This window comes from Mesotoga sp. H07pep.5.4 (assembly GCF_003664935.1).
Taxonomy (GTDB): Bacteria; Thermotogota; Thermotogae; order Petrotogales; family Kosmotogaceae; genus Mesotoga; species Mesotoga prima.
On sequence record NZ_JFHM01000002.1, the window covers coordinates 83,725 to 106,076 of the forward strand.

Here is a 22,352-nt window from a genome sequence, read left to right on the forward strand (position 1 = left end):
AATGCCGTTAGTACCGCTTACAGAAGTTCTCAAGGATGCGCAAGCAAAGAAATACGCTGTGCCTGGTTTCAACTTTCATCTATACGAAGACCTCGTTGCGATTGTAGAAGCAGCGCAGGAAGCGAGATCACCAGTAATACTCATGGCTGCTGGAACCTGTATGAAACACTGGGGACCGACGCTTGCTGCGGCTCTTATTAAAGAAGTGGCGGACAGGGTCGATATACCGGTTGTTGCCCATCTCGATCACGCTAGTAGTCTTGAGCTGATATTCAAGTCCATCCACGCAGGGTTCACTTCAGTTATGTACGACGGCTCCATGTTACCCGTTGAAGAAAACATTGCCAACAGCAAGATCGTAGTCAAGGTTGCAAGAGCTTTCGATGTATCAGTTGAAGCTGAACTGGGAAGAGTTGCAAAGGGTGAAGAAGGGGAATCGGCCGTTGAAATACTTACCGATCCTTCGGATGTCGTAATGTTCTGCGAGGCAACCGACGTCGACGCGCTTGCCGTGGCTGTGGGCACTGTGCACGGAATGCAGAAGCAGGAAGCCAAGATTCATCTAGATCTGGTCGACGCGATATCCGAAGTCTCACCTGTACCACTTGTGCTGCATGGTTCCAGCGGCGTGTCCGACAACGACCTTAGGTACATTGCCACAACTGGTTTCTCCAAGATAAATATCGGGACAAGACTGAAGACCGTCTTTACTGAAGGTATAAGAGAGGTTCTACAGAATGATCCAGATCTAAATGATCAACTGAAACTACTCAAACTGGCCGTGCCGAGAGTCAAGGACACAGTAAAAGAGAAAATAGAACTCCTCGGAAGCGGCAACAGAGCCTAGTTATCGCCTGATCTAAATCAGTGCTACGTTGAGAAGTGGGTTTGGTATGGGTCTAGCAAGACTGCAATCCCGTGCAGATGCCCTGAACAGGACCCCAAACAGAATCCCCTGAACAGGAGCCCCCAAACAGGATCACTTTGGGGGCAGGCTTTCAGGGTAGGTTCGTGCTCCTGGTCAGGATTCCGATCAACTCAGTACCGCGAAAAAAAGCTTGATTTAAGCATCCATGAGTCAGTCTGCTAACGCAGGCCAGTCAGGCTCCGCCTGGCCAGCCTCGCTTTCGGCGAAGCCAGTTCCGCTTCGCGGGCCACAAGACCCGCTGATCGCTGTCTAGAAGACGCTGAGCGCTGTGAAACGAATAGGGGACTGACGAGCTCTTGACGTCTGTCCCCGTCTACTGCAATAGAAGGTAGTAAGACTTCGCAAGGAAAGAGCCGCTGTGCGCTTAAGAACAAAAACCCGCTGGCCGCTGTAAAGAACCGTCCCTCAAGATCGTGGACCCGTCCTTCGATTGGATCGGAGAGCAGATCCAGTATGGAGTCCTTGATGATTGTTCATTGGCATTGATAATCGGTAATGGTTCAGAGCCGCTTCAGTTTGCCAGGCCCTAGACCCAATACCCTAGACCCGCTATCAATTCCGTCATTCTCGAACTTGATTCAGAATCCCGACGGGCTTTCCGAAAACGTCACATCCCGTCATTCTGAACTTGATTCAGAATCTCGCTCTCTTCTTGAATGTCAGTAACGAGCTTACTTCATTGCCATTAGAAAAAGGTCTTCTTTCTTCATCTTGCAACTTGCATCTTGGTACTTGCAACCGTTTTTTCTGAGAACGGAGAACCACTCAATGGAGAACTGGCTTCCGTTGCTCTTCCAACCTCTGACAACTGACCTCTAACCCCGGTTTCTTTCGAAGCCAGATCCCGAAACAAGTTTGGGATGACAGTGTTAGGCAATTACGAAAACGTCGCATCCCGTCATCTGAACTTGTTTCAGAATCTCGATGCTCACTTCTTGGATGTCAGCAATGAGCCTAGTTCATTGCCATTAGGAAAGGGTCTCCTTTCTTCTTCTTACAACTTGCATCTCGGTACTTGCAGTCGTTTTTTTTGTGAGAACGGAGAATCCATTTTTTGTTCTTCGAACCTCTGACTACTGACCTCTAACCTCGGTTTCTTTCGAAGCCAGATCCCGAAACAAGTTTGGGATGACAGTGTTAGGCAATTACGAAAACGTCGCATCCCGTCATCTGAACTTGATTCAGAATCTCGATGCTCACTTCTTGGATGTCAGTAACGAGCCTAGTTCATTGCCATTGGGAAAGAATCTTCTTTCTTCTTCTTGCAACTTGCATCTAGGAACTCGTAACCGTTCTTTTCTGAGAACGGTGAACCGTCCAGCGATAATCCAGCTTCCGTTGCTCTTCCAACCTCTGACAACTGACCTCTAACCTCGGTCTTCCCCTTCAAAGCCCAGATCCTGAACAGGAGCACTTCAGGATGACCAAAAGAGCTGGTTCTGATCAGATTGCTTTAATATGCTTCTTGAGGATTGGTCTCGTTCTTGTTCTTTGCACCTGACCAACCACCAACCACCTACAACAAACAACGCCACATTACACAAACTGTCTTCGGTTTCTAGCTGTGTTTTTCTTCTCTTTTCGGCAACGGACAAGACTCAACTTTATAAAAGCTCACTTCGCCAGTTCGTAGATCTTTTTTACATCGTCCTTGTAAAGCTTCACGAACTGACCTAGAGGACCGTCTTCAGTTGCCTTCTTGGCCATCTCGTCAAACCTGTCGTCGGGAATTCCTGCGTCTGTTAGGGTAACGGGAATGCCGAGGCTCGCGAAGAATTCCTTCAGCCCTTTGATTCCCTCAAGAGCGGCCTTTTCGGGATTGCGGAAGTCCGGTTCGACATCCCAAACTCTGTAAGCGAACTGAGCGAAACGCTCGATATCATGTTTGTAAACATATGTCATCCACGGAGCCCACATAATTGCAAGGCCTCCGCCATGAGCTATGTCATATATTGCGCTGAGTTCATGCTCCATGCCGTGGGTAGCCCAGTCTCCGATCCTTCCAGTGCTTAGCAAGTCGTTATGTGCTATTGTCCCTGCCCACATTATCTCGGCTCTAGCATCGTAATTTTCAGGCTCTTTGAGAGCTATTGGAGTGTTCCTGATCATCGTTCTAAGCGTGGCTTCGCAGAGTCTGTCCGTGAAATCTACGTTCTTGACATTTGTGAAGTACCTTTCCATTACATGGGACATTATATCCACCGCCCCGACTGCCGTCTGGTAATTTGGCAGCGTAAATGTCAGCTCGGGATTCATTATGGCGAATTTTGCCCTCATGTTTACGCTGTTGGTGGATCTCTTGTACCAGCCGTCTTCGTTTGTGATGACCGAGCCGCCACTAGATTCGCTTCCGGCCGCCGGTATAGTCAGAACTACACCCAACGGCAGCATCTCTTCCACTTTCTTTCCTTTTGAGTAGAAGTCCCAGACATCGCCTTCGTAGGGGACGCCTATTCCTATCGCCTTTGCAGAGTCGATGACACTTCCCCCGCCCACAGCGAGGATTGCATCTATCCCGTTCTTTCGGCATAGTTCAATACCTTCCTTTACAAGCGAGAGTCTAGGGTTCGGCTTGACTCCGCCTAGCTCAAAGATTTCCACTCCTGCTTTTTTTAGGCTCTCTACTACACGATCATATATGCCGGTCTTCTTTATGCTGCCTCCACCGTAGTGAAAGAGGACTTTCTTGCCCAGCTTCGAAATCTCTTCTCCGACCTTCTTCTCGGTGTTTCTTCCGAAGATTATCTTTGTTGCGTTGTGAAATGTGAAATCTAACATCTAATCACTCCTCTCTTATATGTATTACTTCATGATCATTAAGATAGTCCGATTTTCCGCTGCCACGATTCTCTATGATCTCGATAATTCTTTCAATAGATGCTTCAATTATCCTTGCCGTTGCTCCCCAGACCACGAAGCCGGGGAAACGGTATCTGATTGTTCTCTTCCCGTTCGGCATTATGATAGGTTCGGGAGCATTCATGATCAGAGACTTAACGGAAAGAAAGACAATGTCCTCCACTTCATTCTTGTTGATCCTGAACTTCAGATCGTCAATAAATCCAAGGAATGATGTGATTACCTTGCCAGAGGTGACGGTTGTGCTGACATTCAGCGGGTAGATCTCGTCAAGCGAAGAGGGAAGAGCACCGATCTCTTCCTTCATTTCCCTTACGGCGCATTCAAGAAGCGTCTCGTTCTCTTCTCTGTGTCCCCCCGGGAAACTGATCTGCCCCGGATGACTTATCCTGGTCGACCTCCTTGTAAGAAGCAAATGGTAATCTCCGCAGATCTTCACAATAGGTACAAACACGGCCGTTTTATGATCCTCTGAATACAAGACTCCACCTCGCGCATATTCTACTATTATTATCCATTATAATGCTTTTAGGAGGCGATGAAGTGAAGGAGGTTACACTGAGAGAGTTGAGAGAAGTTACCGGACTGGTTCTGATAGATTTCTTCAGTCCCGGTTGCGGTGTCTGCACTGCCATAGAGACGAAACTGGTGGCAGTCGAGAAGGATTTTCCTTCATGGAAGTTCTTCAAGATAAACACTGTTGAGAATCCCGCCGTTGCTTCTGAATACTCGGTATTCACTGTCCCAACGATTGTAGTGCAAACGGACGGTAGAGAGCAGAAAAGGTGGAGCAGGTACTTCTCTCTGGAAGAAGTAATCGAATTTCTCCACGAAATAGACGAAACAGAGGGATAGCGTTTGAAAGCCATTCTGCTGACGCAGGCCACTCAGTCTTCGCCTGGCCAGCCTCGCCTTCGGCAAGGCCAGTTCCGCTTCGCGGGCCACAAGAGCCGCTGATCGCTGTGAAACGAATAGGGGACTGACGAGCTCCTGACGTCGTCCCCATCTACTGCAATAGAAGGTAGTAAAACTTCGCAAGGAAAGAGCCGCTGGACGCTGAAAGATCCGGTTACTGGAAGACGATGATGGCTGATCGCTGTCAAGAGCCATCCTTGGATAAGATCAAGAACGAGATCCCGAAACAAGTTCGGGATGACAGTCCTTCAGGTCATTCTGGCACGCTTCTGGCCAGAATTTGGTTCGTTCAACTATTGAAGAGGACGATCTCTACCCTTGGGAAGATTGATCATTATTGATATCGGGCGTGCCGCCGCACGCCCCTACATCCGTTTGGATCGAATTTATTCGCACATGCAACTCACAACTTGTAACTGATCCTTTGTTCTTTCCAACCCGCTATCCCCGACCACGGTTTCTCAAAAACCCAGATCTCAGATCAGGTTCGGGATGACAGTCCTTCAGGTCATTCTGGCACGCTTCTGGCCAGAATCTCTAGGTTCGTTCAACTATTGAAGAGGACGATCTCTACCCTTGGGAAGATTGATCCTTAATAGCGGGCGTGCCGCCACACGCCCCTACATCCGTTTGGGTCGAATTTATTCTCACATGCAACTCACAACTTGGAACTGATTCTTTGTCCTTTCCAACCCCCTAACTGCTACCACCGACCACGTCTTTGCGGTGTATACTTTTGATTGATAGTGGCTTCAGAGCTTCAGGAGGGGGTGCACCAAGTTGAGAATCGGAATTGCCGGACTCGGCACAGTCGGGTCATGTGTCTACGCGACTCTTTCGGATAAGGGAGACGAGATCGAAAAGAGGTCGGGAAGAAGATGCGTCGTCTCCAAGGTCATTACGAGAACTCACAGCAAGTACGAGAAGCTGGGAATTCCTTCCGATCTGATCGCGGAGGATTTCGAGGATCTTATTATAAACAGCGATATAGTTGTTGAGACGATTGGCGGGACTGAAGCCGCCAGAAAGCTTGTAAAGCAGTCTCTCGAGCTGAATAGAACGGTTGTGACGGCCAACAAGATGCTTATTTCGGAATTTGGCAACGAATTCATGAACAGTTCTCCGATCAAGAGCCTATTCTTCGAAGCGGCCGTCGGCGGGGGTATTCCTATCATCTCTCTTCTGGAGGACTATCTCATCTTCCATGGAATCAAACGCATTCGGGGTATTCTGAATGGGACAACGAATTTCATACTTTCCGAGATGCAGAAGGGAAGGGACTACGCTTCGGCTCTGAAGATTGCTCAGGAAAAGGGTTATGCGGAAGCCGATCCATCGAGCGATGTGAAAGGCTTCGATGCTGCATATAAGCTGTCGGTGCTCACCGGCGTCAAAACAGGCGTCTTCCCCGGTATTTCCACGATTGAAACAAAGGGCATCGAAGGAATAGAGAAAAGCGATCTTGAGAGAGCAGCGACCGCAGGGAAAAAGCTCAAATTGATCGGGACAATCGACTTCGAAAGGGAGAGGGCTTCAGTTCAGCCGCAGGAAGTTGAAAGAGACGATCCACTGTGGAGCGTAGACGGTGTCGAGAACGCCATAGAAGTTGAAACGGATCTTTCTGGAAGATTTCTTCTCAGGGGCGAGGGCGCGGGAGCCCAGCCGACCGCAACGGCTATCATCTCTGACATTCTGAGGGCGTCGAGATATGCGGAGAAGCAGAGCAATTCCGTTGTGATTATGAAATTTGGCGGGACTTCAGTTGACACGCCGGAGAAGATAAAGGATGTGGCGCAGCGGGTCCAGCGAAAGGTTCTGAGCGGCGTCAAACCCGTTCTCGTTGTATCGGCAATGGGTTTTGAAACAGATACGCTTCACGAACTTGCCCGAGAGATTTCAGACAAGCCAAACGGAAGAGAGATGGACATGCTTCTAGCGACAGGCGAGCAGAAGTCGATAGCCCTTGTAGCGATGGCGATCCAAGAGCTTGGAATGAAATCGATCTCCCTTTCCGGTAATCAGGCGAGGATACAGACAGATTCGAACTTCTCGAACGCGAGAATCGTCGGGATAGATGCCGACCTTATAAACAGATATCTGAAGAACGGCTACGTTCCGGTTGTTGCAGGCTTCCAGGGGTCCACATTCTCCGGAGAGATCACGACACTCGGCAGGGGAGGATCGGATCTGACCGCCGTCGTTCTTGCAAAGGCGCTGGGATCGCAGCTGTGCGAAATATATAAGGATGTGGACGGCGTCTATTCGGCCGACCCGAGGATAGTTCCCAATGCAAGGCCGATAAAAGAGATATCTTGGGAAGAGATGATAGAGCTTTCGAAGCAGGGTGCTCAGGTTCTTCAAAGCAGAGCATCGGAATTCGCAAGGAAGTATGATATAAAGGTGCTTGTGAAAAACGCGCACACCAGTGCGAGAGGCACGCTTATATGGAGGAGATCAAAAGTGGAACAGCCTATTGTGAGAGCAGTGACTTCGGATCAGGATATCGTGAAAGTCGTTCTGCAGGAGGTGCCTGACAGACCGGGAATAGCGGCGAGAGTTCTGAAGACCCTTGCCGAGCAGAACGTCAACATCGACATGATAATACAGAGTATGAGAAGCGGGGATTACAACACGATGGCCTTCACTATCCAGGCAAGCGATCTCGAAAAGCTGAAGCAAGACGTACTTAAGTCGAGGAGCGAAGCTAGAGAAATCACCGTCGAAGGAGCCATCGCAAAACTCTCTATTGTCGGAGTAAACCTTACTGCCACTCCCGCTATTGCGGCGACGCTCTTCGAGACACTTGCTAACGAGGGCATCAACATTGACATGATCAGTGCGAGCAACAGCAGGATTTCCGTCGTAATAGACAACAAGAAAGTGAGTCTTGCCGTGAACGCCATTCACAGCGCCTTCAACCTGGAGGAGATCATATGAAGGGAGTCATAGAGAGTTATGAGAAGTTCCTGCCTATAACACCGAAGACTCCAAAAATAACGCTTCTAGAAGGGAACACTCCCTTGATCTACCTTGAGAACATAAGCAAACAGTACGGGGTGAAAGTCTATGTGAAGTATGAGGGCGCAAATCCGACGGGCTCCTTCAAAGACAGGGGGATGGTCCTTGCAATTGCAAAAGCGATCGAAGAAGGCTCAAGAGCGGTTATCTGCGCCTCGACAGGGAACACCTCTGCCTCTGCGGCGGCGTACTCCGCCCGGACCGGCCTGAAATCGATAATTCTAATTCCCGAGGGTAAGATCGCCATAGGGAAGCTGGCGCAGGCAATGATCTACGGGGCAAAGGTAATCCAGATAGACGGGAATTTCGATAACTGCCTTGAACTGGCCAAGAAGATCTCTGAGAACTATCCCGTTACGCTCGTGAACAGTCTAAATCCTTACAGACTAGAAGGTCAGAAAACGGCCGCCTTCGAGATCATAGATGTTTTGGGACGTGCCCCGGATTATCACTTCATCCCTGTGGGAAACGCGGGCAACATTTCCGCTTACTGGATGGGCTACAGGGAGTACCGTGAGAAGGGACTGTCGGAATCCCTTCCCAGAATGATGGGCTTTCAGGCAGAGGGGGCGGCCCCTATCGTATATGATAGAGTCTTCGATCATCCCGAGACCATCGCGACAGCTATTAGAATCGGCAATCCCGCAAGCTGGAAAAAGGCAGTTGCTGCAAGAGACGAGTCGGGAGGCGTTATCGAGGCACTGACAGACGAAGAGATCCTTCACGCTCAGAAACTCCTGGCCAGCGCGGAGGGCGTCTTCTGCGAACCAGCCTCTGCGGCTTCCTTCGGCGGATTTCTCAGGAAGGCGCGAGAGGGTCTTTTTGAAGCAAGTGATATTGCCGTCTGCACACTTACCGGAAACGGACTTAAGGATCCCGATGCAGTCTTGAAGTCTGTAGACAGGCCTCTTGTGGTTGAGAATGATCTCGAGGTAGTTCTGAAAGAGGCGGGCTTGAAGTGAGACTGAAGGCGCCTGCCACGACGGCAAATATGGGGAGCGGATTCGACGTCGTCGGAATGGCGTTGAAGCTTCATAATACGGTTCAGTTCGAAAAGGCGAACCGCTTTAAGGTGCATTCTATCGGCAGGTATGGTCTGGAGATAGGGGATGCCGCGGAGACCTTCAGAAACGCGATAGAAAGATTTGAGAAAGAGACCGGCAAGAGAGTTCCGGCCCTCAAGATTATACAGGAGTGCGAGATACCGCCGGCCCGCGGGCTTGGCTCGAGCGCCGCTGCGATCGCCTCCGCGCTGTTCATCTCGAACATAATGACCGGAGGAAGGATTCCCACTGATGCGCTTCTCGAAATCGGAACGGAGATCGAAGGTCATCCCGATAACATCGTCCCGTGTATGGTTGGCGGCCTCACCGTATCCTACTATGACGGCTCGAGGCTAGACTACGAGAAGTTTGAAATGCCCGATCACAGATTGACCTTTCTTGTGCCTGAGTTCAAGCTTTCTACAGAGGCAATGAGAAAGGCGCTTCCCGATTCGATTCCCTTCAAAGATGCTCTGGGGAACATAAAGAATGTCTCTCAGTTCATTTCCAAAGCCTCCAAGGGCGATTTCGCGGGAGCATTGAAATACACAAAAGACTTTATCCACCAGTCTTACAGGATAGACAGCGATCCCAGAATGAAGGAACTTGTCGATAGGATAGAAGAAAGGAATCCGGGTTACTGGTTTGTCAGCGGTTCGGGATCGTCCATCTGTTGCGATCTCGAAGATACCGGAGGCTTCCCGTATCTCGAGGCCGTAATTAGAACTTCACCGGCGAACGAACCCTTCATAGTCGAAATGTAAGATAGTTAAAGACGTGAGCCGGGTCAACTTCTGTAAACAGTGTCCGCGGCTCCTCTGCAGGGGAACTGCTCGTCGAATATCCGGTAATACAGAAGCTCCTCTTTGGACCTGATTCCGTTGTTTTGCCTTTCGCGTTCGAATTCTGAGTCGCTTATAGCCTCCTCGGCGTACTCCTTCATGATATGAGACGATCCCGACCCGACGCTGAACTTGCTCTTTTTCCGCCAGACTACGCTTTCAGGAAGATCGTTTTCGAAGGCCTTGCGAAGAATCCATTTCTCAGTCTTTTCAGGCCCGTGGATCTTCCAGTCCACTGGAATCGAGAAGGCAAGATCAACTACATTTGGGTCCATGAAGGGAACATCGAATTCGATCCCGAAAGCAAGAGCCATCCTATCGTTTCGCTGGAAGCCCGAAAGATAGCCGTTTTTCGTTATTCTCAAGGACTCTTCATCCACGGATTCTGCAGAGGGAAGCTCCTTCATATACTCGTAGCCGGCGAAGAGCTCATCGGCTCCTTCCCCCATCAGGACGAAAGAACTGTCTTCCTCTGCGGCCATCTTCGATACTATATAATTCGGTATCGCACTCCTCACAAGGGGAGGATCGAACGACTCGAGATGATAAATTACGTGCGGAAGGACTTCAAGCATCTCTTTGAAATCGTAAGTGTATTCCCTGTGATCCGTGCCTAAATACCGGGAGACCTCCTTGGCGAACGCCGGATCTTTCCCCTCTTCGCTTCCTACGGTAAACGTCTTCAAAGAACCGTTCAGTTTGCTTGCAACGGCAGCTATACAGCTGCTGTCCAGCCCTCCGCTGAGGAATACTATCGGCTCGGATTTGACCGCCGTCATTCTGTTGTCGACAGCCCTTTCGAGAGAAGTCCTGAGACGTTTCGCCGCCTCTTCTTCACTTTTTACTTGTCTTTCGGTCAACAGGTCTTCAAGTGAGGAGTACTCACTGAAGCCTTCGTTAGAAGAGAAAAAGTGGCCGGGCGGAAAGACCTGTACATCACTGCAGAAGGGAGTAAGGGCCTTCAGTTCCGAAGCGAAGGCGATTCCACCGTTACAGCGCCCGTAGTAAAGAGGCTTCAGGCCCAGAGGATCCCGGGCGACAAAGGTTTCGTCATCTGTATCTATAGCGAAAGCGAAAGAACCATCCAGCTCGTTTAAAAATCCCGAACGGTTTTCCTTGTAAAGCTCGAGAATCCTTCGCGGCCAGACCTCCCCGGGGAAGTTTCTGAGGATACCGTCGAAGACAACGCTTTCCCTCGTTCCTTCGAAAACTATCATGTTTTCGTCAAAGGCATTGCTTACCACCGCTCCCATGCTCGCCTCTCCCCGGGTTTTTAGAACTCTCGTTTTGCTTCCCCTGTGTCTCAAGTAAGAAAGAGAGCCTTCTATCATTTTTCTCTCAGGTTTAAGGGTGACAACAATTCCACTCATTTCAAATACCTCCATTCCTAGTGTCCATGCATGTTTCAGAATCCCAGTACTTAGAATCATAGTGACGCTCCATTACTATTATAACATGGTGAAAATTGTTGAAATTTATCTCCAGAGCCATGTGCAGTCATTCCCCATGAATAGCGTGACACTCCCCCTTCACTTAGTTCACAAAAAAGTCTCCTGTATAATGAAAATACAAGTAAGATAAAGCAAGGGAATTCTTGTTCTCTGTTATTTTCCATATTTTTATTTCTGAATGGGGGTCTAAGGAGGTGTTGTATGAAGATAGCTGTTATTGGTGCGGGAAATGGTGGACAGGCCCTTTCTGCCGTTCTAGCCATGAGGGGCCACGATGTCTCGCTATACAACAGAAGTCAGAAACGAATCTCACCATTACTCTTAGAAAGAAAGATAAGAGTCGAAGGCGAGTCAGAGGGCAAAGCAAAGCTTAGATACGTTGGTACAGATATGAAGAAGGCGATTGAGGGTGCCGAAGCTATCATGGTTGTTGTGCCGGCCTTTGCTCATGCAAAAATCGCCGAAAAACTGGCCGAATGTATCGGCGAAGGTCAGATAGTTGTTTTGAACCCAGGGCGAACGGGCGGAGCGCTGGAATTCGACAAGATCTTCAGAGAAAAGGGAGTTAGAGAAAAGGCCGTGATCGCCGAGGCTCAGACCTTCGTCTTTGCTTCAAGAATTTCGGGCCCTGGAATGGTGAGAATATTCAGGATTAAGAATGCCGTTCCTATTTCAGTACTTCCCTCAAAGGATAACGAGTCCGTATTTCCAATCATCAGCGAGATCATGCCCGAGTTCACACTGGCAAAAAACGTTCTCTACACTAGCTTCAACAATATTGGCGCAGTCTTTCATCCCGGCGCGATTCTCATGAACGCCGGCTGGATTGAGACGAAGCATGGAGACTTCCAATTCTATCTTGAGGGGATTAGCCCATCGGTTGCGAGAGTTCTGGAGGCTCTGGACGAAGAGCGCTGCGAAGTAACAAGGAAACTTGGCGTGGAAGCCATGGGTGCGAAGGAGTGGCTTGATTACGCCTATGACGTAAAGGGTGAAGATCTCTATGCGGCCATCCATAGCAACGAAGGCTACAGGGGAATCATGGCGCCTATAAGTATTGAGAACAGGTACATTATGGAAGACGTGCCTATGAGTCTGGTGCCTATGAGCTGCTTTGGAAGAGAACTTGGAGTGGATACGAGAGTCATGGATTCGATAATAAGCATAGCCGGGGCAGTAATGGGGAGAGACTTCTGGAAGGAAGGAAGAAATCTTGTGAGCCTCGGCGTCGACGAAATGTCCGTAGAAGAATTGACCAGGTATGTCGAGGAAGGGACCTGATATGAAGATACTAGCAGGGGCCATTGGAAGCGATATTCACACAGCGGGAATTCTTAACTTCTTGAACTTGGCGCGTAATGAAGGCTATGAAACGATCTACATTGGAAGCGTGATAGGCATCGACAAACTGCTAGACAGCATAGAAGAGGCGTCGCCGGACATAGTGGCCGTAAGTTACAGGCTGGGAAAAGAGTCCTGCGAGCAGCTCCTCCGAGAACTGAAAGTCTCCCTGGAAAACAGAGGAATAGAAAAGAGACTGATCTTCGGTGGAACGGTCGAGACGGCCGAGGTGGCTGAAAAGAGCGGCCTCTTCGAGAAGGTCTTTGACGGCAGCGAGATGCCGGAAGAAGTTGCGATGTTTCTCAGGGGCAAGACGGACGAAAAGGGAGAGGTCGACTATCCTCAGACACTTCTCGAAAGAATCGCCTCCAAAAAGCCATATCCATTGATAAGACATCACATAGGGCTTGAGACGGTCGATGCAACAGAGGAAGCCGTCAGAAAGCTTGCTGAATCGGGCTTGCTGGATATCATCTCACTGGCTCCGGACCAGAACTGCCAGCAGTGGTTCTTTCAACAGGAGAATATGATCTCCTCGGAAGACGGGGCGGGGGGCGCGCCTTTCAGAAAACGAGAGGATTTTGAAAGGATGTATGCTGCCAGCAGGACCGGTAACTATCCATTGATGAGGTGTTATTCTGGAACGAGAGACCTCCTGAAATTCTCCCTTCTCTTTAAAGAAACCTTGAACAACGCGTGGGCCGCGATACCCATTACCTGGTACTCTCAGCTCGACGGGAGATCAGATCGTGAACTTCTGGAGGCAATAAGAGACAATCAGGCGGCAATCGCCTGGAATGGAGGAAAGGGAATCCCGGTGGAGATAAACGAGGCCCATCAGTGGGCGCTCAGATACTGCCACGCTGCCGTAGAGGTTGCTACTGCCTATCTTGCAGCGATGACTGCCAAGCGACTCGGTGTGCAGGTCTACGTGGCTCAGTACATGTTCAACACGCCCCCGGGGATCTCACCGAAGATGGATTTGGCGAAGGCGCTGGCGAAGAAGGAACTTATAGAGTCTCTTGAGGATGAAAGCTTCGCCGTTGTCACGATGGTAAGACCCGGGCTCATGTCGCTTCCTGCAGACCCAGATATGGCTAGGGGCCAGCTTGTTTCATCTGTCTACACTGCCATGAATATTGACCCGGACATAGTTCACGTAGTTGCATACTGCGAAGCGACGAGAAGAGCAACCGACGTCGAAATCATCGAAAGTGTAAAGATGGCCAAACAGGCGATAAATGAAGCGATCAAGGGTCTTCCTGACTTCAGACAGGACAAGGAGATTCATGAACACAAAGAGTATTTGAAGAGTGAATGTAAAGTAATAATAGATGCGATGGAAAAGGTCAAGACGGGTGAGCTCACCTCGCCCGAGACAATATACACGGCCGTAAAGACGGGAATTCTTGATGCGCCTGGACTCAGCAAAATGTCGGTCGCCAAAGGCGCCGTCAGGACCGCGATAGTCGACGGCCAGTCCTGCGCGGTTGACGAGGAAGGAAAGAAGATAGACGAAACCGATAGACTTTCCGCTTTGTCAGGTGCAAATAAGGATTGAAATGCGCTGAAGATCGTCGGCGGAAGTGAGGCCCGCTTTGCGGGGAAGTGATGTTACTATAATCAGACGCAAGGCGCCGAAAAGTATCGGCGGTCGCAATGCCGGCGAAGAACATGCCGGGACGCAAGGCTGGGCAAGAACAGCCCAGGTCGCAATGCTGCCTTCGGCAGGAGGCGATTTGAAGCCAGTCGTGCTGCGCGGGCAAAGAGCCGCTGATCGCTTGCTAGAAGACGAGAGTTATAATCATTGACCGTCAACGGTCTACCGTCCTCTGACAAAGCGTAAAGAGCGGGTTATAAGAAGCGGGTTAGCAAGAACGGGTTATCAAAACCGGGTTGTGAAAACTCGAAAAAAGGTTTTGATTTGTGCAAAGGCACATTTGCTTTGGGAAGACGCAGTGAGGGACTTATGATAAACTGCTACCAGATGACAATTCCGGACGATTAAGCAGTTCTTTTGTAGGGGCGAACGGCTGTTCGCCCAAAAGAGTACTGATTAGGAAACAAGAGCCACAGGTGACTGACGAGCTCCTGACGTCCCCATCTAATCCAATAGAAGCCAGTCTCGCCTTCGGCGGGAGACATTTGCAGATTCACCGTAAACGATTCTCTGCACTTCGAGCAAGAGGAGAAAAAGATATGGTACTACCGCAGGAAGTGATGCTGGCGCTTCCGCGCCAGGAAGAAAGTGAAGAGCCGGTAGACGATACTCTTGATCTGTGATCCGATTCAGAATCATGCATTTCTTATTGTTTTTCTGAGCGATAAGCCTACATCGTTTCAAACAAGCGGTTTTTCCAGCGATAAGGGTCCTCGTTCTTAATCGTGCAGCGGTATTATAGAATAGTGTGTCGATTTCTTTCTGTAGGGGCGAACGGCTGTTCGCCCAAAAGAGTAATGATAGCGGAACAAAAGTAACGGTCTGATAGACCATAGACCCAGGTCCTGTGCAGAAGCACGAGGATAACAAAGTAAGGGGTCGGTATGAGTGACTTGGGTTGTCGTTCTTATTGTTTTTCTGAGCGATAAGCCTAAAACGTTTCAAATAAGCGGTTCTTCCAGCGATAAGGGTCTTCGTTCTTAATCGTGCAGCGGTATTATGAATAGTGTGTCGATTTCCTTTTGTAGGGGCGAACGGCTGTTCGCCCAAAAGAGTACTGTTAAGGGAACAAGAGCGGCAGTTTCACAGATAATACACCCAGGTCCTGTGCAGAAGCACGAGGATAACAAAGTAAGGGGTCGGTATGAGTGACTTAAGATGTCGTTCTTATTGTTTTTCTGAGCGATAAGCCTAAAACGTTTCAAACAAGGGGTTCTCCCAGCGATAAGGGTCTTCGTTCTTAATCGTGCAGCGGTATTATAGAATAGTGTGTCGATTTCCTTTTGTAGGGGCGAACGGCTGTTCGCCCGTGAGCGCAAAAAGATCTCGGAGGGTTGCGTTTTGGAACACAATGAAAGACTTGTCAAAAGGCGGTCAATTAGACTGAAGGAGTATGATTATTCTAGAACCGGAGCATATTTCTTGACAATATGTACGCATCGTAGGCAATGTTTGTTGGGAGCCATGGTTGATGGCAGAGTAATCTTGAGTAGCATTGGCAAAATCGTTGTTGAAGAGTGGCTAAGATCTGCAGAAGTCAGAAAGGAAATCGAAGTAGATGCGTTTGTGATAATGCCAAATCACCTGCACGGGATTGTAGCGATACATGGAGGCGAAAGGGAGATTGTAAGCAACTGTTTGGAAGCAGAAAGAAGAACTATGAAACCAAAGGCGATTGGTTCTTTCGTCTCAGGCTTCAAAGCAGCTGTAACGGTTCGAGCGAACAAACTGCGCGGCACACCCGGGAAATCTATTTGGCAACGAAATTACTATGAACATGTCATCCGCAGCGAGAAAGAACTGAATCGAATTCGTGAGTACATTGAGAATAACCCCTTGAGATGGCAGATAGACAGAGAGAATCCCAACAGAAAGACAAGTCAGGTTCGTTCAACTATTGAAGAGGACGATCTATACCCTTGGGAAGATTGATCATTATTGATAGCGGGCGTCCCGCCGCACGCCCCTACATCCGTTTGGATCGAATTTACTCGCACATGCAATTCACAACTTGGAACTGCTCTTCTCAACGCACGAGTTATCTCAAAAGCGAAAATCGGCTCTTTCCCCGCGAAGCGGGCACTGCGTCCTGGTGCGATCTTTGCCAGCATTGCGACCTGGGATGTTCTTCCCAGCCTTGCGTCCGCCGATGCTTTTCGGCGCCTTGCGTCTTATTCCGTTCTTTTCAACCCCCTACCTGCCATTCATAACCACGTCTTCAGAAGAGCAGATCCCGAAACAAGTTCGGGATGACAGCCCTTCAGGTCATTCTGGTATGCTTCTGGCTATAATTTGGTTCGTTCAACTATTGAAGAGGACGATCTCTATCCTTGGGAAGATTGATCCTTAATAGCGGGCGTGCCGCCGCACGCCCCTACATCCGTTTGGATCGAATTTACTCGCACATGCAACTCACAACTTGGAACTTGTAACCGTTCTTTTCTGAGAACGGAGAACCTTTCAACGGTCAACCAGTTTCTCTTGTTCTTACGAACCGCCTACCTGCTACCACGTACCACGGTTTCTCAAAAACGTTCATGATGCTGGTAGATGATTTCCGATATGGGAACTTTGAAATCAACTTCCGTGAAGAGATTTCTGCCAACCAGAGGATGTTCCTTGATCATTGCGAACTCAAGCCTGTTCAGCTTTCCCGGTTTGTTCAGAATCTCCGACGGAACCTTTATCTTTCCGACGTCGTGGATCATCGAAGCGAAACGAAGCGCATCCAGTCTCTCTTCATCGAGAGACAGTCTCTCGGCTATTGCCATTGCCAGTGCGGTTACCCTTGCCTGGTGACCCGCGGTGTAAGGATCCCGCAGATTCATAGTCACTTCAAGCGCGTTAATGACGGTAAGAGTAATCTTTTTCAGTTCTTCCACGGTTCTTTGAAGTTCCCTCTCGGCAACCTTTCGATCCGTCACGTCGTGGATAATCGAAAGTATTCGATCATGTCCATCTATTTCCACCCTCTTGCTGAATACCTCTACGTCTTTCACAGAGCCGTCTGCAAGTCTATGTTTGAAATCGAACTTTATCTTTTCCCTATTGAAAGCCTTCTTCATTTCTTCGGCAAGTGTTTCCGCAGGAAGAGTATTTACATCTTCAATGCGTTTCGACAGAAGAGTTTCCTTATCCCAGCCGTAGAAATTCAGAGCGGCATCGTTGGCGTTCAAGAATCTTCGAGTTTCTGGATCGAGAACGATCATAACTGCTAAATTCTCGTTGAACAGATTTCTTAGACTCTTCTTGCTTTTCTGAAGCTCTCCCTTCGCAGTCTTTAGATAATCCTCTCTTTCGATTCTCTTTAGAGCATATGCGATTTCGCTTGAAATCCATTTCAGAAGCTGAAACTCTTCACTGTCCATTGCCAAATGCTCCAAAGTATTAACGCAGAGGACCCCATAGGTCTTCTCTTCTGTTTCCAGTTTGAATGAGAACCTATGCTCGTTCTCCAATTTCGATGACTTAAGTGGGCAGTCGTGTTCTTTACAGGCAGAATCGATTGAGAGTAGTTTGTCGCTCTTCAGAAAATCGCGGGCGCAAGCAGGTATATTTTCGGTCGGAGAATAATCGTATGAATGATTAACTATCTGACTGCTCGAATCCACATAATAAATGATCTCATCGCTAAAGAAGATTTTCGCATCGAGATAACCGCGCGTTTCCATAAGACTATCTCGTATTCTTTCAGACAGCTTATTACGGTCGCTGCAGTGGTTTACAATACTTGATATTTTGCAGACTAGATCTACTGTAGAGCCTTCACTTCTTTTCATGCGCGTTGACTGAATTCTCTGACTTACCTCTTCAAAACCAGATGATCTGCTCATTTCCTCGTCTCGCATATCATTTCCCCGGCGGACTAACACTATGCCAATCGGATTAAGAAAAACTGTGCGTATGCAGAGCTCCCTCATTAAACATCCCGAAAAGTCCTTTCGAAAATTATATCATTCGTTTGCTATTGATGCGAGCTGTCTTAGAGCAACTTGCTGAAAAGCACAGATTATGTGGAAATGGTTTCAAACAATATAGAAGCGTTTTAAACTAAATATTCGTCTTGGGAGTGCAAATCAGTCAATCAAAATCTCCCTTAGATACTCTCTTGAAAAAATAAAAGCCCTCCGAAGAGGGCTGGAAATAAGCATTGTAAGGAATCAGTACTTGTCGAAAGTGAACGTATAATAGAATTTTGCAGAACCAGCAAGATCACTTGCACCAACAATGGTTGCGTATGATCCTTTTGTGAACGTACCGAAACTCACGTCTTGAAGCATTTGTTGAACTGTTTCTGTGAAAGCATCCTCTGTTGTCACAACTGCCACATTGTAAACACCGCTGGTAGGAGTGTAATAGTAAACTGAATACTTTGTGTCATCAATGTCCCTTCCTATTTGGGAAAGTGATGGTACACCATCGTTCACGTAAACATAGTTCTCAAACGCACTTGCCAGTGTTTTAATATTCTGTGCGACCTTTGTTGCTTGTGACTTCCTGATAGCATTCATTGCAACCGGAGTGATTGTAGCGATCAATGCAGCGATAACTGCGAGAACGATGAGTAGTTCAACCAGAGAAAATCCTCTTTTTCTGTTTTTCATTATACCCCTCCTAATAATTGGTGGTTTCAGTAACAGATATTCTAAAGCAAGCTTATGCCAGAATCAAGCGGGATTTGTTCCTTTTTCGAAGCGTTAGTCTCTATAACCATCTATCGATTTGCCTTTCGGGAGTTGCATGACAAACTTTCTTCGTTTCCTTATTTAATGAGTTGGTGACTCACAATCTCAAGAGAAGCATAATGAATCGATGTGAAACTTACTAGCAAGGGGAAAGAGAAACCCTTCGCGATTGATAGTTATAACATCTCAAAAGCCTTGGATATCTTGAGGACATGCTGTCTTTGCTGTTAGGCAAAAATCATTGAAGTTAGTTTCACTATTGAGGGAAAAAGGGTGAAACTGGTTTCCGCTATCCCGGCCTGTCATTTCCATAAGAAGATAAGAGACTAGAAAGAGCAGATTAGAAACTAAACGACACGAGATTCACTGAATGAGCAAAAGTGGGACTCACATTCGGTGAATAGCGTCAGTGGAAGTGAGGCACGCTTTGCCGTCAGAATAGCCAATGAATCGAGAAAGAGCATGTCGAGACGCTCGCTCCGCTCGCGAGAAGACGAGAGTTTATAATCACTTACTGTCAACCGTCAGCATCGGGAAGACGCAATGAGGGACTTACGATAAACTGTTACCAGATGGCAATTTCAGACGATTATGCGAATCTTTTGTAGGGGCGAACGGCTGTTCGCCCGAAAGAGAACCACGCGAAAAGAGGGACCTCACATACGGAGAACCGGGTCTGGGGTTGTCGGTTCTAGCGGAATAGACGGGGACAGACGTCAGGAGCTCGTCAGTCCCCTGTTCGAAATGCTACGGGATGACAATTCCAGACGATTATGCAGTTCTTTTGTAGGGGCGAACGGCTGTTCGCCCGAAAGAGAACCACGCGAAAAGAGGGACCTCACATACGGAGAACCGGGTCTGGGGTTATCAGTTCTCGGAATAGACGGGGACAGACGTCAGTAGCCCGTCAGTCCCCTATTCGAAATGCTACCAGATGACAATTCCAGACGATTATGCAATTCTTTTGTAGGGGCGAACGGCTGTTCGCCCGAAAGAGTTATGATAGCGGAGCAAAAGTGTCGGTCTGATAGACCATAGACTTAGGACTTGCGCAGAAACCCTGAACAGGAGCATTTCAGGGCAGGCTCATTGGAGCAGACTCCACAAGATGATTGAGTAAGAAGTTGATTTGAGTAACTCGGGTAGTCGCTATTCCCCTCGGTCAAGTCATTCTGAGATGATCCTGCTCAGAATCTCGGCGCACAAAACTGTGCAGACCATTATAGTGCACACCCTCCGCCACTACGTGGCCCTCCTTCCTCGAGGGAGGATTTAAGATAAAGATCATTAGGAGTCAACCACAGCATTCACTCAAGAACCAGCGCATTTATGGTCTTAAACTTCCTGACTTATGGGTAATGATAAGCTCCCTCAAGGGAGGATTTAGGATCAGAAATATCAGAAGCCAAATGCGGCGTATATTGTCGAGAGAGAAAGGAGTATGATATTATTTCCCATTAGCTCCATGACTTATGGGTAATGACGAGATCCTCGGGGTAGATTATGAGAACCAAGAACCGTAGATAATAATTGATCTTCGAAGAACTCTCGTCAATGGCTCTGGTTTTCACCTACAACCCACAACCGACAACCCACAACGGCACTTCACCCAGTTCTCTTCGAATCATACAGTTCCAGAACTCTCGGTTCATTCTTGAAATCCCTGTAGAACAGGAAGATTATGAAAGCATTTGCCACATAAAACGCTGTACTCAGCAAAAACAACTCGGTATAACCGCTGATAGAAGTACCGACTATTAACCCGAAGATCATCGCAGCTACGGCCCGGACAGTATTGTTCAGAAAGCCGTTGATTCCCGATACTGTTGATAGCTTCGAATCTGGAACATACGAAAATATTATTGACGTCATTATCGGGTTGGTTATGTTCATGAAGACGAATCTGAAGGCATAGAGTATCGTAAAAAGAATCGGCTCTCTCACAATCACTAGAGAGAGCATCAATGGGATAACAAGCAACTGCATTGTCAGGTTGAACTTCAGTGCTCCAAAGCGTTTACCCAGCTTGTGCGAGAGTGTGGAGCCGGCTGCAGTTCCAAGCTGCGCAATTGACAAAGCTATTCCTATCCCGGTTGCAGACATGTTAAACAGGTCTTTGAATATCAGATTTCCAAAGTGAATGAAGAGCCCTGCTCCGAAACCCACAGTTGCCGTGGATATGAAGTAGTAGGTAAGCACCTTTCTCTGGTCGGGCTGAAGCCCCGAAAAGTTGAAGAGTTCCTTCAACCTGGATCTCGATTCCGTCATTTCGAGCTTTATGACAGGTATGATTGCCGGCAGATGGGCGACCATAGAGATTATCAGAGTTGTTTGAAGACCAAAGAGATCTCCAAAGGCTCCGCCAATGAAATTACCAATAACTCCGCTTGCCATATTGATCCCGAAATTCAGACCGAAGACCCTTGCCCTGTTTCCCGTCTTTGTTATGCTTGTCATTGTCGCCATTACGACTGTAAAGGCAGTTACCGTGAAACCACCTTTGATGAATGACAAAACGAGAATGAATGTCGGGTCGACAACAAAGGCTAGCGCTATTCCGGAAACAGGAACGACGACCGCAGAGAGAAAGAGGATCTTCTTCTTTCCAATAGTATCCGCGAGAACAGCTGTGAGCAATCCAATGATCGCCGAGCCCCACAGTTGAGCAGAAGTAACGTTGCCAATTAGGGCATTGGAGAAACCGATTTCTCTCAGATAAAGATTATAGACAACACGATACATAGAGATGGTTATCGTGGTAATGAATGTATAAGTCAGCAGTAATACGATTCTCTTTCTCAACCGGAAGACCTTCTTTGTTAGATTTGCTTACTATATATTACCATTTTGGAAGGATTCTGTGGGATGATTAAGTTCGCCAGTCTGCTGACGCAGGCCAGTTCCACTTCGCGGGCCACAAGATCCGCTGAACGCTGGCTAGAAGACGCTGATCGCTGTGAAGAGCCATCCTTGGATAAGATTAAGCGAGAAAATGTAATGTCGAGACGCTCGCTCCGCTCGCGAGAAGAAGAGAGAGTTGATAATCATTAGCCGTCAACGGTCAACCGTTCTCCGACAAAAGCGTAAAGAGCGGGTGATAAGATGCGGGTTAACTAGAACGGGTTATCAAAACCGGGTCATGAAGAGCTAGAAAAAAAGGGATTGATTTGTGCAGAGGTACATCAGATTCGGGAAGACGCAATGAGGGACTTACGAATAGACGGGGACAGACGGTCAGGAGCTCGTCGGTCCCCTATTCGGTTCCCTCATCAGTGCTCTTTTGGGCGAACAGCCGTTCGCCCCTACAGAAAGAAATCGACACACTATTCTATAATACTGCTGCACGATCAAGATGAAGACCCTTATCGCTGGAGGAACCGCTTGTTTGAAACGCTGTAGGCTAATCACTCAGAAAAACAACAAGAAGTTGAGTGACGTGAAAATAGAATGGCCGTCATCCTGTGAGCGCTTCTGCACAGGATCTGGATCTTCTATCTGTGAAACCGCTGCTCTTGTTTCCTTATCAGCTCTCGTGGGCGAACAGCCGTTCGCCCCTACAGAAAGAAATCGACACACTATTCTATAATACTGCTGCACGATCAAGATGAAG

General features: G+C 48.2%; 15 protein-coding genes. 8 read left to right on the forward strand and 7 right to left on the reverse strand.

What is annotated here, in order from left to right; translation table 11 throughout:
• Position 1 precedes the first annotated feature (1 nt).
• A complete protein-coding gene (locus Y696_RS01095; RefSeq protein WP_006490358.1) occupies positions 2-847 on the forward strand; it encodes a class II fructose-bisphosphate aldolase in 846 nt (281 codons plus the stop codon).
• 1,695 nt (positions 848-2,542) lie between these two features.
• On the opposite strand, the gene Y696_RS01100 is transcribed toward Y696_RS01095, so the two are convergent.
• Both Y696_RS01100 and Y696_RS01105 read right to left on the reverse strand, forming a co-directional pair.
• Complete coding sequence (locus Y696_RS01100) at positions 2,543-3,706, reverse strand: iron-containing alcohol dehydrogenase (RefSeq protein WP_014730062.1); 1,164 nt, start codon at positions 3,704-3,706, stop codon at positions 2,543-2,545.
• A 4-nt stretch (positions 3,707-3,710) separates the two neighbouring features.
• Positions 3,711-4,241 (reverse strand): CoA pyrophosphatase, encoded by a 531-nt coding sequence (locus tag Y696_RS01105; protein ID WP_259459820.1) that lies wholly within the window; start codon positions 4,239-4,241, stop codon positions 3,711-3,713.
• A gap of 89 nt (positions 4,242-4,330) precedes the next feature.
• Between Y696_RS01105 and Y696_RS01110 the strand changes: the two genes are divergently transcribed.
• The 4 genes from Y696_RS01110 to Y696_RS01125 all read left to right on the forward strand — a co-directional run bounded on the left by Y696_RS01110 (position 4,331) and on the right by Y696_RS01125 (position 9,527).
• Positions 4,331-4,642, forward strand: coding sequence for a thioredoxin family protein (locus Y696_RS01110; RefSeq protein WP_121509610.1), 312 nt, complete (start codon positions 4,331-4,333; stop codon positions 4,640-4,642).
• Between the two features lie 840 nt (positions 4,643-5,482).
• On the forward strand, positions 5,483-7,639 hold the full coding sequence (locus Y696_RS01115; protein ID WP_121509611.1) for an aspartate kinase: 2,157 nt from the start codon (positions 5,483-5,485) through the stop codon (positions 7,637-7,639).
• Positions 7,636-8,682, forward strand: a complete 1,047-nt coding sequence (thrC, locus tag Y696_RS01120) for a threonine synthase (protein ID WP_121509612.1) — start codon at positions 7,636-7,638, stop codon at positions 8,680-8,682. Before Y696_RS01115 ends, thrC begins: the two co-directional genes overlap by 4 nt.
• Complete coding sequence (locus Y696_RS01125) at positions 8,679-9,527, forward strand: homoserine kinase (protein WP_121509613.1); 849 nt, start codon at positions 8,679-8,681, stop codon at positions 9,525-9,527. The genes thrC and Y696_RS01125 overlap by 4 nt, the downstream gene beginning before the upstream one ends.
• 23 nt (positions 9,528-9,550) lie before the next feature.
• On the opposite strand, the gene Y696_RS01130 is transcribed toward Y696_RS01125, so the two are convergent.
• The gene (locus tag Y696_RS01130) at positions 9,551-10,975 is read right to left on the reverse strand and encodes an asparagine synthase-related protein (RefSeq protein WP_121509614.1); all 1,425 of its coding nucleotides are present in this window, start codon (positions 10,973-10,975) and stop codon (positions 9,551-9,553) included.
• A gap of 282 nt (positions 10,976-11,257) precedes the next feature.
• Here Y696_RS01130 and Y696_RS01135 point away from each other — a divergent pair, with 282 nt between their 5' ends.
• The 3 genes from Y696_RS01135 (at position 11,258) to Y696_RS01150 (ending at position 15,989) form a co-directional block, all read left to right on the forward strand.
• Positions 11,258-12,337, forward strand: a complete 1,080-nt coding sequence (locus Y696_RS01135; protein ID WP_014730068.1) for an NAD/NADP-dependent octopine/nopaline dehydrogenase family protein — start codon at positions 11,258-11,260, stop codon at positions 12,335-12,337.
• Position 12,338: 1 nt separating this feature from the next.
• Complete coding sequence (locus Y696_RS01140) at positions 12,339-13,958, forward strand: cobalamin-dependent protein (protein ID WP_121509615.1); 1,620 nt, start codon at positions 12,339-12,341, stop codon at positions 13,956-13,958.
• 1,440 nt (positions 13,959-15,398) lie between these two features.
• The gene (locus Y696_RS01150) at positions 15,399-15,989 is read left to right on the forward strand and encodes a transposase (protein ID WP_121509617.1); all 591 of its coding nucleotides are present in this window, start codon (positions 15,399-15,401) and stop codon (positions 15,987-15,989) included.
• A 593-nt stretch (positions 15,990-16,582) separates the two neighbouring features.
• On the opposite strand, the gene Y696_RS01155 is transcribed toward Y696_RS01150, so the two are convergent.
• From Y696_RS01155 to Y696_RS14160, 4 genes are all read right to left on the reverse strand, one after another.
• Complete coding sequence (locus tag Y696_RS01155; RefSeq protein WP_183084169.1) at positions 16,583-17,905, reverse strand: HD domain-containing phosphohydrolase; 1,323 nt, start codon at positions 17,903-17,905, stop codon at positions 16,583-16,585.
• Positions 17,906-18,217: 312 nt separating this feature from the next.
• Positions 18,218-18,661, reverse strand: a complete 444-nt coding sequence (locus tag Y696_RS01160; RefSeq protein ID WP_121509619.1) for a type II secretion system protein — start codon at positions 18,659-18,661, stop codon at positions 18,218-18,220.
• Between the two features lie 1,686 nt (positions 18,662-20,347).
• A complete protein-coding gene (locus Y696_RS01165) occupies positions 20,348-21,544 on the reverse strand; it encodes an MFS transporter (RefSeq protein ID WP_121509620.1) in 1,197 nt (398 codons plus the stop codon).
• A 606-nt stretch (positions 21,545-22,150) separates the two neighbouring features.
• Positions 22,151-22,352: hypothetical protein (locus Y696_RS14160; protein ID WP_220668782.1), on the reverse strand; the 202-nt coding region annotated here is incomplete at its 5' end.